14 protein-coding genes are annotated in these 15,253 nt (G+C 33.3%); 6 read left to right on the top strand and 8 right to left on the bottom strand.

What is annotated here, in order from left to right:
- Positions 1 to 2 precede the first annotated feature (2 nt).
- Entirely contained in the window at positions 3 to 1,298 is a 1,296-nt protein-coding gene (locus tag AC6CH4_RS02470; protein WP_498099862.1) for a gliding motility-associated protein GldE, read from the top strand.
- 1 nt (position 1,299) lies between these two features.
- Entirely contained in the window at positions 1,300 to 1,860 is a 561-nt protein-coding gene (gldD, locus tag AC6CH4_RS02465) for a gliding motility lipoprotein GldD (protein ID WP_498099860.1), read from the top strand.
- Positions 1,861 to 2,132: 272 nt separating this feature from the next.
- Here gldD and AC6CH4_RS02460 read toward each other — a convergent pair whose 3' ends face one another.
- Positions 2,133 to 2,492, bottom strand: coding sequence for a hypothetical protein (locus tag AC6CH4_RS02460; RefSeq protein WP_498099858.1), 360 nt, complete (start codon positions 2,490 to 2,492; stop codon positions 2,133 to 2,135).
- A gap of 75 nt (positions 2,493 to 2,567) precedes the next feature.
- Positions 2,568 to 2,945, bottom strand: a complete 378-nt coding sequence (locus AC6CH4_RS02455) for a heavy-metal-associated domain-containing protein (RefSeq protein WP_498099856.1) — start codon at positions 2,943 to 2,945, stop codon at positions 2,568 to 2,570.
- A gap of 101 nt (positions 2,946 to 3,046) precedes the next feature.
- Here AC6CH4_RS02455 and AC6CH4_RS02450 point away from each other — a divergent pair, with 101 nt between their 5' ends.
- Complete coding sequence (locus tag AC6CH4_RS02450; protein WP_498099854.1) at positions 3,047 to 3,913, top strand: DMT family transporter; 867 nt, start codon at positions 3,047 to 3,049, stop codon at positions 3,911 to 3,913.
- A gap of 199 nt (positions 3,914 to 4,112) precedes the next feature.
- On the opposite strand, the gene AC6CH4_RS02445 is transcribed toward AC6CH4_RS02450, so the two are convergent.
- Entirely contained in the window at positions 4,113 to 6,161 is a 2,049-nt protein-coding gene (locus AC6CH4_RS02445) for a M16 family metallopeptidase (protein WP_498099852.1), read from the bottom strand.
- A 12-nt stretch (positions 6,162 to 6,173) separates the two neighbouring features.
- The gene (locus AC6CH4_RS02440; RefSeq protein ID WP_192186093.1) at positions 6,174 to 7,496 is read right to left on the bottom strand and encodes a M16 family metallopeptidase; all 1,323 of its coding nucleotides are present in this window, start codon (positions 7,494 to 7,496) and stop codon (positions 6,174 to 6,176) included.
- Between the two features lie 273 nt (positions 7,497 to 7,769).
- On the opposite strand from AC6CH4_RS02440, the gene rplU reads away from it, so the two are divergent.
- Together rplU and rpmA are read left to right on the top strand one after the other, a co-directional pair.
- Positions 7,770 to 8,207, top strand: a complete 438-nt coding sequence (gene rplU / locus AC6CH4_RS02435) for a 50S ribosomal protein L21 (protein WP_194658520.1) — start codon at positions 7,770 to 7,772, stop codon at positions 8,205 to 8,207.
- A gap of 24 nt (positions 8,208 to 8,231) precedes the next feature.
- Positions 8,232 to 8,492 (top strand): 50S ribosomal protein L27, encoded by a 261-nt coding sequence (rpmA, locus tag AC6CH4_RS02430; RefSeq protein WP_017497241.1) that lies wholly within the window; start codon positions 8,232 to 8,234, stop codon positions 8,490 to 8,492.
- 412 nt (positions 8,493 to 8,904) lie between these two features.
- Here the strand turns inward: rpmA and AC6CH4_RS02425 are convergent, their stop codons facing one another.
- Both AC6CH4_RS02425 and AC6CH4_RS02420 read right to left on the bottom strand, forming a co-directional pair.
- On the bottom strand, positions 8,905 to 11,658 hold the full coding sequence (locus AC6CH4_RS02425; RefSeq protein ID WP_498099850.1) for an AsmA family protein: 2,754 nt from the start codon (positions 11,656 to 11,658) through the stop codon (positions 8,905 to 8,907).
- Positions 11,659 to 11,707: 49 nt separating this feature from the next.
- Positions 11,708 to 12,289: a MiaE family protein gene (locus tag AC6CH4_RS02420; protein ID WP_498099848.1), complete on the bottom strand. Its 582-nt coding sequence runs from the start codon at positions 12,287 to 12,289 to the stop codon at positions 11,708 to 11,710.
- A gap of 114 nt (positions 12,290 to 12,403) precedes the next feature.
- On the opposite strand from AC6CH4_RS02420, the gene AC6CH4_RS02415 reads away from it, so the two are divergent.
- Positions 12,404 to 13,648 (top strand): glycosyltransferase family 4 protein, encoded by a 1,245-nt coding sequence (locus AC6CH4_RS02415; RefSeq protein WP_498099846.1) that lies wholly within the window; start codon positions 12,404 to 12,406, stop codon positions 13,646 to 13,648.
- Here AC6CH4_RS02415 and AC6CH4_RS02410 read toward each other — a convergent pair.
- The gene (locus tag AC6CH4_RS02410; RefSeq protein ID WP_498099844.1) at positions 13,645 to 14,526 is read right to left on the bottom strand and encodes a helix-turn-helix domain-containing protein; all 882 of its coding nucleotides are present in this window, start codon (positions 14,524 to 14,526) and stop codon (positions 13,645 to 13,647) included. The two genes, AC6CH4_RS02415 and AC6CH4_RS02410, sit on opposite strands and share 4 nt — an antisense overlap.
- A gap of 75 nt (positions 14,527 to 14,601) precedes the next feature.
- Positions 14,602 to 15,153: a carboxymuconolactone decarboxylase family protein gene (locus tag AC6CH4_RS02405; protein WP_498099842.1), complete on the bottom strand. Its 552-nt coding sequence runs from the start codon at positions 15,151 to 15,153 to the stop codon at positions 14,602 to 14,604.
- Between the last annotated feature and the right edge of the window lie 100 nt (positions 15,154 to 15,253).

Genomic DNA, 15,253 nt, shown 5'->3' with positions numbered 1-15,253 from the left:
ATTTGGACCCGGAGCCCAGTTTATTTTTTACTACAACTTTAGACATCAATTTAATAATTGGTTTTGTCGGAATATTTATTTTGCTGTTTCTATCGGCAATTGTTTCTGGTGCCGAAGTAGCACTTTTTTCTTTATCTCAAAAAGATATTAATGAGACTTTACAAGACAATCACCCAAAAGGTAGAATCATTTCTAATCTTTTAGATAAACCCAAAAAACTTTTAGCGACCTTATTAGTAGCCAATAACTTTTTAAACATTGGTGTCGTAATTCTGTTCTCCTTTATAGGACAAAATATTTTTGACGATATCAGTTCTCCAGTTTTAAAATTCATTTTAGAAGTAATTCTGGTTACGTTTTTGATTTTGTTATTTGCAGAAGTTTTGCCTAAAGTTTATGCAAGCAGAAATAATATAAAATTCGCTAAATGGGTAGCGTATCCAATTTCACTTTTAGATACATTACTCTCGCCTATAAGTTTGCCAATGCGTAGTGTTACATTATATTTGCAGCGTAAATTAGGTAAACAGAAGAACAGCTTTTCAATAAATCAGCTTTCTCAGGCTCTTGAACTTACAGATTCTGAAGGAACATCAAAGGATGAACAAAAAATATTAGAAGGAATTGTTTCCTTTGGGAATACGGATACAAAACAGGTTATGAGTCCGAGAATTGATATTTTTGGTTTAGAAATATCGGAATCATTTGAAGCCATTTGTCCGAAGATAATCGAAAAAGGATTTTCAAGAATTCCGATTTATCGCGATAATATTGACCAGATTGAAGGTGTTTTATTCGTTAAAGATTTATTACCACATATTGATAAGAAAGAATTTGACTGGACGACTTTAATGAGAGAAGCTTTTTTTGTTCCGGAGAATAAAAAACTGGACAATCTGCTAAAGGATTTTCAGAGCCTTAAAAGTCATTTGGCGATTGTGGTGGATGAATATGGCGGAACATCGGGATTGGTTTCTTTAGAAGATGTTATTGAGGAGATTGTAGGGGATATTAGTGATGAGTTTGATGATGAGAATTTGAACTTCTCGCAAATCGATGAAAAGAATTTTCTTTTTGAAGGGAAAATTAACATGAAGGATTTCTATAGAATTGTTGATGTTAATGAAGATATTTTTGAATCTCACAAAGGCGAAGCGGAAACATTAGCTGGTTTTATTTTAGAAATCTTAGGCAATTTCCCGAAAAAAGATCAAAAAATTGCTTTTGAAAACTGTGTTTTTACGATAGAAACAGTAGATAAAAAGCGAGTAAAACAAATAAAAGTAACAATAGAATAAAATGCTTAAAAGAATAATTTCAATAACTTTAATTTTGCTGACATTAACAATTGTAAGCTGCAAGGATGATGTTTTGCCTAAGCCGGCAAGTTTTCTGCGCTTGGATTATCCGGAAGCTAAATATGTTAATTTTGAAAATAACTGTCCGTTTACTTTTGAGATGAATGAGGGGGCTATTATTAAAGGTGAAAAAGATTGTGGTTTTGCGATTACCTATCCAAAAATGAAGGCTACAATTTACCTGACTTATAAACCTGTAAATGGGGACATAGTAAAATTGCTGAAAGATGCTCAAAAATTAACCTATGAGCATGTAATTAAGGCTGATGATATTTTAGAACAACCGTATTTAAACCCCCACAAAAAGGTATATGGAATGTTTTATCAGGTTGATGGGAATGCTGCGACAAACTCACAATTTTATGTGACCGACAGTACAAAACACTTTATAACTGGATCGGTTTATTTTTATGCTAAACCTAATTTTGATTCGGTTATGCCGGCCGCAAGTTATATCAAAAATGATATGCAAAGGCTTATGGAAACCTTAAAGTGGAAATAGAAAATCAGAACATAAAAAAAGGCGTTTAGTTTATAAACGCCTTTTTTTTATATCTTAAGAATAGATTTTAATTTAAGCGAAATACCTAATTTGGAATCTAGGAAAACAACTAGCTTTGCTAAGTCTCCTGACTCCTTACGCACGTCAATGATCCACAAAGAAAATAAAACTATTAAAAAGGATAGAGTAAAAGTGAGGAGACTTCCTATGGCACTGAATTCGCGAAGCATTAATAAATTTTATTTTTCATGAATATTTTTTGTAAAGCAATATCAAAAGTATTTTGGATCTGTCATCCAAGTCACTCCATCATCTTCATGAAATATTGGACAAAGAATTATCTTTTTTTCACCTTTCTCATTAATGATATACCAATCAGTGGTATCGATTATTAAATCAAGAAATTTTGTTTCTTCTTCAGCTAAATTCATATCAGTTTCTTCAACTCCTTCGTCTAATAAGATGCTATATTTTATAGAGAATTTTATATAGTCTGCCAAATGTTTATTTTTAGATGGCTCAGCCAAATAATCAAACTTAGACAAAAGACATCCAAAACTTCTCATATCCCAGTTGGTTTCAACAATCGATCCGATATTGAGATCTTTCCAGTACAATTCGAACTTCTTCATTTCTTTTATTTTCTAACAAATATAAATAAAAAGGCACCCAGATAGAGTGCCTTTTGTAATTATTGAATTTAGAATTTACGATTTAGTATTCGAAACTTTATAAGTTTTTCCGTCTCCGGTTGACTGAACAACTTTAGTTAAATTTTCCTGATTTTGAATCGTTTTGTCAAATACAACAGTAGCTGTTTTTTTATCAAAATCAACAGTTGCTTTTTCTACTCCGTCAAGATTAGTAAGTTCTTTTTCGATTGTTTTTGCACATCCCATAGCACAAGTCATTCCTTCGATTTCGAAACTTGCAGTTTGTACATTTTCAGTGGCAATTGCTTTGTGTTCTTTTGGAGCTGTTTCTACGGCTTTTATATTCGCTAAATTTTTATCTTCTTCTTTTTTACAGCTTACCAATACTAAACCTGCGATGGCTAACGTTGCTATTGTTTTTGTGAATTTCATTCTATATAGATTTTAATTTGTCAATAAGTTCGTTGCAAAATTAATAAAAATGAAGCGGTCGGTTCGTAAAATTATTACAAATTTGCAGTAAAATACTATTTATGGATGCAAAACAATTAAAGTGGGCTTATTTATTGGTTCTTTCATTAATCTGGGGAAGTTCTTTTATTTTAATTAAAAGAGGATTGGTTGGATTAACGGCAGTTCAGGTTGGTTCGTTCCGAATTATTTTTGCAGCCCTATTTTTATTGATTGTTGGTTTTAAAAGTTTGAAGAAAATTTCACGTCGTCAATGGAAATTTGTTGCCATAACGTCGCTTTTCGGAACTTTTACTCCGGCATATCTTTTTGCAATTGCCGAAACTGAGGTTGATAGCTCCATTGTAGCGATTTTAAATTCGCTAACGCCTTTAAATACTCTAGTTTTAGGAATTCTTATCTTCGGAATTCAGTTTCAAAAACGTCAGGTTTTAGGTGTTTTCGTTGGTTTAGTTGGTTGCTTGTTATTGGTTTTAAGCGGTGCATCTGCACATCCTGGACAAAATTATTATTATGTTGTTTTGGTGGTGATTGCGACCATTTGTTATGCTATAAATGTGAATTTGATTAAAAAGTATTTGTCTGATTTGAATTCGGTGAGTATTACAACTGGGAACTTCGCGGTTTTGCTAATACCTGCACTAATCATTTTAAGTACAACTGATATTTCACAGAGAATAAATTTTGAAGCTACTCAGCATTCGATATTCTTCGTAATGATTTTGGGTGTTTTAGGAACCGGAATCGCGAATGTATTGTTCTTTAAATTGATCCAAATGTCTTCGCCGGTATTTGCAACATCGGTAACCTATTTAATTCCGATAGTCGCTTTTTTCTGGGGATTATTAGATAATGAAATGCTGACGCCAATTCAGTTTTTTGGTGCATTTATTATTTTGATTGGAGTTTATTTGTCTGCTAAAAAGTAAAGGCAATTTACCTGGTAACGATATGTCGCCCTGAGCGAAGTCGAAGGGCACACCAATTGAAACATGGCTTCGACTCCGCTCAGCCTGACAAAAAAAGCATATAAAAAAAGCTTTGCCAAAGTTTCAAACTGTGGCAAAGCTTATAAAAATCTTAGTCCCGAGGCTTCGGGATAGTATCTTAGTCGCTCAGAACCTTTTTCTAAAGAAAATCTGCATCAGAAACTCCTTCGTTAATCTTGATATCAGTCATTTTGATATCTAATTCAAAACCTACATTCTGAATTAAGTTGAACGGAACTTTAACGCCCTTTACTTCTTTGTAATCATTGAAGTTGGTGATTTGGGTTGAAGATTGACCGGCTTGTTCACGAACTTTAGATTCAGCTACTTTTAAACCAGATTTTACATCGTAGAAATAAGTAGTTTTTCCGTCTTTTATGGCATACGCATCGCTGCCGTTAATTGGTTCGATTGAGTCTACTTTTAGATCAGTTCTTTTGCTTAGTTGTAATTCTTCAAAAGGAGCAGCATTGGCTTTCATTTCAGCAAGATCAGTGCCTTCAAGGTTTTTGCGTTGCCCTTGTTGTTCGATATAAGCACCTTTTTCATTTACCACTTGCTTCATTAAATTCATAGTTCCCATGGCTAGTGAAACCATCATTTTACCTTTTGAATCTAATTTAGAAGTAAAAGTCAAAGGCCCGGGAGCTTGGGGAACAGTAGTTGTTCCGTTCATTGCTAATGTTTTTACGGCTGAAACTGCTTTTTCTCCACCAATAGCCTTAAGGTAATTTTCAAAAACTGTTTTTGCAGTAATTCCTGTTGGAGCTTCTTTTTTAGTAACTGGTTTTTCAATTGAATTTCCGTATTTATCAAAATAGAAAATTGGAATTTGAAGTTTTTCTAAACCAGGAATTACGTCAGAACCTTTTCCGGCAATTACAATTCGCATATTGTCCAAAAGGAAATATTTGTTAGCTACGCGGTAAATATCATCGGCCGTAACATTATTGATAGTTTGAATGTATTTTTCGTAGAAATCGGCTGGAAGTTTTTCAGTTTCGATGTTCAGTGCATAACGTGCAACGGCTTGTGGTTTTTCAACCTGCATTACAAAACGTCCAATGTAACCTGCTTTTACATTTTTTAATACATCTTCAGATACCTTTTGCGTTTTGATTCGTTTTATTTCTTCCACAAATTGTACAACTGCACTATCGGTTACAGTATTTCTAACAGCAGATGAAGCTTTGAATTTGGTTACATATTTTCCGCTTCCAATGCTTGAACTTGCGCCGTATGTCCATGCGTGTTTTTCACGTAAATTCATGTTTAAATAACTGTTGAAATCGCCACCCAAAATTTGATTTGCAATTACAGCGGGGAAAAAATCAGGATCGCTCATTCTTAAATTTACTGTATTTACTAATGAAATTTCAGATTGAACTGCATTCGGAACATCTACAAAATCAATTTGAAGTTTAGAAACATTTTGCGGATCCGGATAAGTGTTTTTTGGAGCGTTTTGTTTTTTCCATCCACCAAAAAGTTTTTCAACTGCTTCTTTAGTTTCTTTAAATTTTATGTCTCCAATAATTACCAAATAAGCGTTTTCAGGAACGAAATAAGTGGTGTAATTCGTCTGAACATCGGCCAGGGTTACGTTTTTAACCGTTTCTTCAGAAAGATATTCTCCCGCTGGATGATTTTTTCCAAAAGCTAGAACATCAACTACACGGTTTGCAATCGCCGGAACGCTTTTTTCATCGGCTTTAAGCCCTTCGATTAATTTTGCTTTTTCTTTGTCAAATTCTACTTGGGTAAAATTTGGCTGTAAAGCACCTTCGGCCAAAAGTTCTAAAACGCGTCCTGAATATTTTGAAAGTGCACTTGCGTATGCGCCTTGCGAAGTAAAATTGATGTTAGCACCGTAAAAATCAATTTCCTCATTAAAAGCTTCTTTAGTGGTTTTTTTAGTTCCATTTCCAATCAAACTGCTTGTTAATTCATCAACACCTTTTTTGCTTCCTTCAGTAAAAGGAGCATTGTCTAAAGTAAGATTGAAACTTACTCTGGGTAATTTATGATTTTCAACCACCAGAACTTTCATGCCGTTTGCCAAAACAAAAGTTTGCGGTTTTTTGATGTTGACTACTGGTGAATTGCCTGGTTTTGGTTGTGGACGATCTTGTGCTTGCATAATTCCAGTTAGGAATAAAAGGATTAAAACTGTATGTATTTTTTTCATGATTCGAGGCTCTTAATTTTGAACTTTTGTTGATGGAACATATTCTAAAACTAAACGTTGATTCGGATTTAGATACTTTTTAGCAACTTCTCTTATCTCTTCTCTTGTGATAGAGTGATACAAATCAATTTCTGTATTGATAAGATTTACATCTCCATAAAGTAAGTAATAAGAGGCAAGATTTTCAGCAATTCCTTCAACGGTTGCGTTTGCGTTTACAAAGTTATTATCGAACTTATTTTGCAATTTTTCATAGTCTTTTTCAGAAATCAAATCGGTTTGGATTTTTACAATTTCTTCATCCATTTCTTTTAAGATATCAGCCATGGTGTAAGTTCCCATTGGTAAACCGTATAAAATATACATTCCGTAATCTTCCTGACTAAAACCTACAGCGCCAATTTGAAGCGCCATTTTTTTGTCATCAACTATTTTTTTGTACAATTTTGAACTTTTTCCGTCACTTAAATAAGAAGAGATCAAATCTAAAACCCTGGCATCTCTGGTTTTCATTGATGGAGTTCTGTACGATGCAATTACCATCGGAATCTGAATATTTGGATCCTCGTAAGTTGCTTTTATTGTTTTATTAATGGGTTCTTCGACAAAAGTTTGTTTTTTAACCACTTCACCTTTCGGAATTGGACCAAAATATTTCTGAATCCATTCTTTGGTTTTGGTTTTGTCAAAATCTCCGGCAACTACCAAAACAGCATTATTTGGCGTGTAGAATTTTTTATTGAAAGCCTGAAATTCTTCTAAAGTTGCAGCATCCAAATCTTTCATAGAACCGATAGTGGTCCAGCGATACGGATGATTCTTAAACATATTTTCCTTAACAACAGGTAGAATGTTTCCATAAGGCTGATTGTCATAGCGCATTCTTTTTTCTTCTTTTACAACTTCATTTTGTGTATCAACACCAATTTTGTTAATGATGGGATGCATTAATCTTTCAGATTCCATCCACAAACCCAACTCTAAACTGTTTGATGGGAAAACTTCATAATAGTAAGTTCGGTCATCTGATGTGTTGGCATTGTTAACTCCTCCATTTGCAGTAACAATTTTCATCCATTCACCTCGTTTTATATTTTGAGTTCCTTCAAATAATAAATGTTCAAAGAAATGCGCAAAACCTGTTCGGTCAGGACGCTCATCTTTTGATCCAACATGATACATTACCGATGTAATGACAACCGGAGCAGAAGGATCGTTATGCAAAATCACATGCATACCATTATCTAAATTGTATTCTTCAAAAGCTACTTTTTGAGCATGAGCAACTCCGCCAAGCATTAGTGCAGCACTTAACATCATTATTGAATTTTTCATAGAGATTAATAATTTATATTTACCTAAATAAATAGGTAGCCAAGAGTTGATTATAGTTACATCAAAAATAAGTTTTTTTAGTTATCTATTGGGAATCCATATCCATTTTCATGATACTTTAACAGTCATTTACTTTAAAAATGATTTTTTATGCGGCTAAAACACCTTGAAAAACAGACTTTAAGACGAAATAAATATTTTTGAAATAAGAGATTGCACAGTAAATTATTAATTGTATATTTGCAACCTTAAAAATCAATAAATCAATTTGGTATGTATGCAATCGTAGAGATAGCAGGGCAACAATTTAAAGTAAGCAAAGACTTAAAGGTTTATGTTAACCGTTTGACTAACGAAGAAGGTTCAAAAGTTTCTTTTGACAAAGTTCTTTTATTAGACGATAACGGAAACGTAACTTTAGGCGCCCCAGCTATAGAAGGTGCTTCAGTAGAAGCTAAAGTGTTACAACACTTAAAAGGAGATAAAGTTATCGTTTTCAAAAAGAAAAGAAGAAAAGGATACAAAAAGAGAAATGGTCACAGACAATATCTTACTCAAATTGTAATTGAAGGTATTACTGCAGCAGGAGGAACTAAAAAAGCAGCAGCTAAAAAAGCGGTTGTGGCAGAAGAAGTAGCTACTGAAGAAGTAGAAGCTCCTAAAGCTAAAAAAGCAGCTCCAAAAGCAAAAAAAGAAGCTACTAAAGAATAATAACAATATTTAAACTCATACGTCATGGCTCACAAGAAAGGTGTCGGTAGTTCGAAGAATGGTAGAGAATCAGAATCAAAACGTTTAGGCGTTAAGATTTTTGGTGGACAAGCTGCTATTGCTGGGAACATCATCGTTAGACAAAGAGGTTCAAAACATAATCCAGGTGAGAACGTTTACATCAGTAAAGATCACACACTACACGCAAGAGTAGCTGGAGTTGTTAAGTTCCAAAAGAAAAAAGATAACAAATCTTATGTATCTATCCTTCCATTCGAAGCATAATCATTAGATTACTTATTATTACAAAACCCGTTCGCCTTGGCGAACGGGTTTTTTGTTTTCTATAGAATTTGAATTTGATTATCGGCGCATATAATAGAATAAACGGTAAAATTTATTCTTTTATTATAGAGGGCAGTATATAATCCAATACAATTTTATCTGCTTGCGCATGTTCGTAGGGCTTGTTGTGCACTCGATGTCATTCAATCGAGCAAATTCTTTTGTTGATCTGACTGTAAATGAAAATTATGAATAGAATTTGCAATAAAAGAAAAACCTGCTCATAATGAACAGGTTTATGGTATTTTAATTTGTATAACTTTCTTATTCCAAAAAGTCAGACAAGTAAAGAATTGGAATTTGGACCCGAGCGCCAGCGAACAGGCGAAGCAATTTAAAATATTGAATTTTATTATTCAGTATCTTTCGTTTCTTCCAAATCCTGAGATTTTCGTCCCACTTTTATTTTTGGGTTATCCTGCGTTCCTGTAACCATCAGCGGAATTCCAAAAATGCCAAGAGGAGGCAAGCCAAGACGCATTTTTAAGTTCAGTTTTCCGTCTAAACTTGTTGTGCCTTCAATTCTTGGTCTGAAGCCTGCAAACTTAAATTTAAAACGCTCTACTGTCATGATGTTGTTTTTGATAGTGGTTTTAATATCCACTTTCGAAAGGTCAGGATTTTTCATGGCATCAGAGCTTGTTTCCTTGCTCACGGCATTAAACATTTTTAATCCTCTTACTTTTACATCTTTTACAGACAATGTTCCGCCTCCAGTTAATGATGGATAAACAGGTTCCATGTTTCCGTTTAAACGACCTTTTAATTGATAATCTAAAGAAACAATTCCTTGTGCTTTTTCTGCAGCGCTGGCCATTTTTCTGAAGACTTCAATTTCGTTATAGGCTCGTTTAATATCAAAATCAGAAGCTTTGATGTTATAGTCGAAATTTGCTTTTTGAGTAGTTACAGCTTGATAATTAGCATTCATAACGACATTGCAGCCAATTAAATTAAAACCGGTATTCTGCATAGTCAATTTGCCTTTGTTCATTTTTAAATTTCCGGTAGCATTTTGTAGATTTAATTTATCAAAATATACTTTTTGGGCATTTGCTGTTAACTGCAAATTCAAATTGCTTGGAATTATAATAACCCCGGTTTGTTCGACTCCTTTTTGTGGCGCCGAAGTTTCTTTTTTATTTTCCGTTACTGATGTGTTTGCCGTTGTACTTGACATGAATTCATCAACATTGATATAATGCGCAGCGACAGTAAACGAGCCTCTTAAAACGCCTGTATTTGTGGTTGCATAATTGAAAACATTTTGTAAATAACCATTCATTCTAAAATCAGATTGGCCGTAAGCAGCTAAAAAATTATTGAACGACATTTTATCCTGATTGATTTTGAAAATACCCTCCTTAATGATGAATTTCTTCGGAAGGTATTCTGATGCAATACCAATATTTCTCAGTTCAAGTGTTCCTTTGTTGTGTAATTTGCTGTAATTTCCTTTTTCGGCATCGCTTTGTTTGCCTTTCAAAACTAAATCGGCTTTTACGAAACCATCCAAATCAAGTCCTTTTTGAGAGAAAACTTTATAGACTTTGTTGACATCCAATTCTCCTTTTGCCTTGATGTCATAAGTTAAATCATCAAAGTTGCTTAAATCGGCTTCAATAAAAACTGGTTTTCCTTCAAAGGTAAATTGAGCAGGTTTAAGATTAACTTTCAAGTCATCAAAAGTTCCTTTGTTGTTTTCAATTTTAGATTTAATTATAATATTGGTGATTGGATTTGGATAATATTTAGTTTTTAAATACCCATTTTCCAAATCAATAATTCCTTTTGTAACTGGAAAAAGCTTGTTTTTTTGATCAAATTTCCCATTTGCTTTTACGTCCCCAATTAAACTTCCTTTTAGTTCAATGTCAGGAATTCCAAGTGCTTTTGTCAATTTTTCAAGATCAATTTTAGCCTTAAATTCACCATTAATATTTGGTGTATTGGCACCTTTTATGTAAAATTTAGATTTTAAATAATCTTTATTAATGTTTAACGATAAATTTTTGGCATCGACAATTAAAAGATCCGGATTTAAGGATGGAACTTTAGTTTTTATATCGAGGTTCAGGTTAGAAACCGGAAAAACACTTTTGTTATAATTCACGAATCCACTGTCTATTTTAATATCTAAATTAAGATCTGGAGCTATTTTTTGAGAAGCAATATAATCTCCTTTTAGAGTAAAAAGCAAGTTTGTGTTTCCTTTTATTTCGGTTTTAGAAAGCCAGGTTACATATTTTGGTGGGAAAGCTGTAAAAACATCTTTCAAATTGCTATTAGTCGATTTTATAACAAAATCCATGTTGTAGCCATCTTTTAAAAAGTCAAAATTCCCTTTGAAATCAACTAACAACTGATTGATTTTAAGGTTGTTTTGCTGGAAGAAAAAGGATAAGGAATTGACATTTACTTTGGTAATTAAATCAGCGTCAATCTTTTTATTCATTAAATAAGGTTCACCTTCGTAAATGATATTTAGTTTTTCAATTTTAGCAACAGAATATAAATCAAAAACGGCTTTGTCTAGATTTCCTTTTCCTTTATAATTAAATCCAAAGGCGTCAAAGTGAACTTTGGTAGATTGGTCATCATAAATTATTTTACTATTTAGAATTTCAATTTGCTCCAGTTTTAAAGCTGTCTCGGTGCTGTCTTTTGGATTTGAAGGTTTACTGGATTTGTAAACGTTATAATTGGCTTCACCTTTTGCATTGACTTTTACATTAATGAAAGAATCAGATAAGTATATCTGGTCAATTTTTACTGTTTTACTAAAAACCAAACTGGCTACATTTATTCCGAAAGAAACCTCTTTTGCAGTTATGAATTTCTCGTTTTTGTATGGCGCAGATCCGTTAAGATTTAGGTCGCTTAAAGTTAAAGTCAACGACGGAAAGTGATGAAAAAAAGAAAGCGAAACATCAGAATAATTTAATTCGGCACTTAGTTTTTCGTTCGCTGTTTTTTTAATTTGTTCCTTAATTGTATCAGCAAAAATGATAGGTATCAAGAAAAGTAATCCTAAAATAACGACAAAAGTTATTCCAAAATATTTAGCGATTTTTAATAAAATGGACTTCGTTTTACTTGCAGACATAACAAATTGTAGTATTTAGAGATAGATAATATTCGGATAAGAAAATAATTTACCCGTGAACAGTTTCGTTTTTTCCGTAATTCGTAATAATCGAACCTTCATATTCAATCCATTCTTTCCAACGCTTGTCAACATCAACATTATCAGCATACTTTCTTGCAAATCCTAAAAAAGTAGTATAATGTCCGGCTTCAGAAATCATCAAATCGCGATAGAATTTGGCTAATTCTTCATCGTTTATATTTTCAGAAAGTACTTTAAAACGCTCGCAGCTTCGGGCTTCAATCATGGCTGAAAATAATAAACGATCGCAAAGTGCGTCTTTCCGGCTTCCGTCTTTTTTCATGAATTTAAAAAGTTCATTTACATAATGATCTTTTCTTTCACGTCCCAGAGTGAGTCCTCTTTTTTTGATAAGATCATGAACCATTTGCAAATGTTCAAGTTCTTCTCTGGCAATAACAAGCATTTCGGTTACTAATTCCTCTAGCTCAGAGTTATAAGTAACTAAACTGATGGCGTTTGAGGCCGCTTTTTGCTCACACCAGGCATGATCCGTCAAAATTTCTTCGATATTTGATTCGACTATATTTACCCAACGAGGGTCTGTGGCTAATTTTAATCCTAGCATAATTTTATAGAAAAAAGTATTTTGCAAAATTAGTGTTTTTTTATGACCGAAAGTCAGTAAATATGGTGCAAATCAGCGTAAATTAGTATTATTTTGTAACTTGAAACAATTAAAATGAATCAGACAAAAAAACTTTTAATTATTGGTTTTGTATGGCCCGAACCAAATTCGTCTGCGGCTGGTGGCAGAATGATGCAATTGATTTCTATTTTTAAGGAAAATGGATTTGAAATTACATTTGCAAGTCCCGCTTTAGATAGCGATTTTATGGCTGATTTATCTGAATTTGGAGTGGAAAAAAAATCAATTGAATTGAATAATTCGAGTTTTGATGATTTTATAAAGGAACTCAATCCGGATGTTGTTTTGTTTGATCGTTTTATGATTGAGGAGCAGTTTGGCTGGCGTGTGGCTGAAAATTGCCCACGAGCGATTCGATTATTAGACACTGAAGATTTACATTGTTTGCGCGTTGCAAGGCAAAAAGCATTTAGAGAAAACAGAACCTTTGAGTTAAATGATTTATTATCAGAAGAAGTAGCAAAACGTGAAATTGCCAGTATTTTAAGATGCGATTTGTCCTTTATTATTTCTGGATTTGAAATGAATGTTTTGAAAGAGGTTTTTAAAATTGATTCGGATGTATTGTATTATTTGCCATTTTTGGTGTACGAGATGTCTGATTTGGATCTTTTGAAATTGCCTTTATTTGAGGAACGCAAAAATTTTGTTTTTGTCGGAAATTTTCTTCATGAACCCAACTGGAATACCGTTCAATATTTAAAAGAATCCATCTGGCCTTTAATTAAAAATCAATTTCCAGAAGCTGTTTTAGAAGTTTATGGCGCTTATCCATCGCAAAAAGTATTGCAATTACATCAATCAAAAAGTAGTTTTTTTATTAAGGGAAGGGCAGTAGATGCAAATGAAGTGGTGAAAAATGCCAGAGTGGTTTTGGCGCCAATTCGTTTTGGAGCAGGTTTAAAAGGAAAATTATTGGAAGCCATGCAATGCGGTACGCCAAGTATGACCACAACAATTGGTTCTGAGGCGATGTATGCTAATTTACCCTGGAATGGTTTTATTACAGATGATATTGAAACATTTGCAAAAAAAGCAGTTGCATTATATCATGATGAAAATTTGTGGAAACAATCTCAAAAAAATGGCGTTGCAATCGTGAATGAATGTTATCAGTTAAGCAAATACTCGACTGTTTTAATAGCAAAAATCAATTCGTTGTTGAATGATTCTGAAAGCCATCGTCTTCAAAATTTTATGGGAAGTCTGTTGCAGCATCACACTCTAAAAAGCACCAAATATATGGCCAAATGGATCGAAGCTAAGAATAAAAATTAGCCTGCCATTTTTCCAAATCCTACTGTTTCCCGGTACAATTGAGGCGACACATCGGCATTGGTTTTAAAGAATCGGCTAAAATAATGTTCGTCATCATAACCTAATTCATAAGCGATTTCTTTTACCGTTTTATTGGTCATGTACAATTCTCTTTTAGCTTCAATGATGATTCTCTCGGCAATTAAATCGGTCAGCGTTTTATTGAAATAATTTTTGGATAATTTGGCTAAGGCTTTCGCCGAAATATTTAGCATGTCAGCATAATTCCCAGCAGAATGTTTAGTTTTGAAATTGTCTTCGATGGCATCTTTTAGGTTCTGAAGAATAAAAGGTTCTTTAGAATTCGGAATTGATTTCATTTCTTCTAATTGCTGATTTTTTAATCTTGAAGCGGTGATCAAAAAGATTTTTAAATAAGAAACCAGAGATTCATATTGAGCCAGGTCAGTGTTTTGAATTTCAGTTTTCATCTGATCCAAAACCATTTTAAAAGTAGCAGAAGCTTCATCAGTAATTTTGACAAATGGAGGTTGGTAAACATTATTAAATAAAACGCCGCTGCAGGAAACCTCTTTTTGATGCATGTGAATGCAATAAAAATCAGGATGAAAATGAATTGCAATTCCTTCAATTGGTTCGTTTACGCAAAGCATAAAAGGCTGATAAGGCGAGAAGGCAAGGAGCGAGTTTTCTTCAAAATGATGCTCGGCAAAATCTGCTTTTACCTTTCCTTTTCCTTTAGTCACCCAAATTAAAGAGAAAAAATTATTACGTTGCAAATGATCAAAATGGCTATTATCGCCAAAAGGAAGGAGTTTGAAAGCCAGATTACCCGTTTGCGGATTTATAAGTGTAAAAACATTCTGATTGCTCATCATCTATAGCGTTTTTAAAAATATAAAGATAGTCATGAATGAATTCACAACTATCTTTATAAACTGTTTTTTGTATTATTAGTTTTGTAATTCTAAACTTGGAACTGCAGGAAAATCGATTTCAGTATTTGCTGTATTATTGAAATAGTTGGTTAAAACATTTAAGGCAACGTGAGCAACAGTTTCTGCAATTTCGGCATCTGAAATTCCTGCATTTTTTACTGCATCTACATCTTCGTTGTTAACTAAACCATTTTTACTTACTAATGTTTTAGCGAATTTTAAAATTGCAGCTGTTTTTGCATCGGCAGAATTTCCTGTTCTTGCAGCCTGTAAAACTTGTTCGTCAGTTTTTAATAGTTTTCCTCCAATGAAAGTATGAGCGGCAACGCAGTAATCACATGAATTACTTTCTGAAACTGCTAAAGCGATTAATTCTCCTGTTTTTGAAGTTAATTTTCCATGGCTCAAAGCACCGCTTAAATTTAAGTATCCTTCTAATACTGCTGGAGAATTCCCCATTGTTCTCATCATGTTTGGAACAACGCCTAATTTAGTTTGTACGGCATTGAATAAATCTTTTGTTTTTCCTGTTACTTCTTCGGGGTTTAATGCTGTTAATCGTGTCATCTTATTTAATTTTTATGTTGTTATTTATTTGTTGTCTTTTGACATTACAAAGGTGCGACCATTACAGATTTTAGAACATGGAGAATTAACGCTATGTGAT

The organism is Flavobacterium sp. GQ95, from assembly GCF_059758655.1.
The sequence above is the reverse complement of the archived record's forward strand: the minus strand, read 5'-3'. Positions and strand labels throughout refer to the sequence as shown.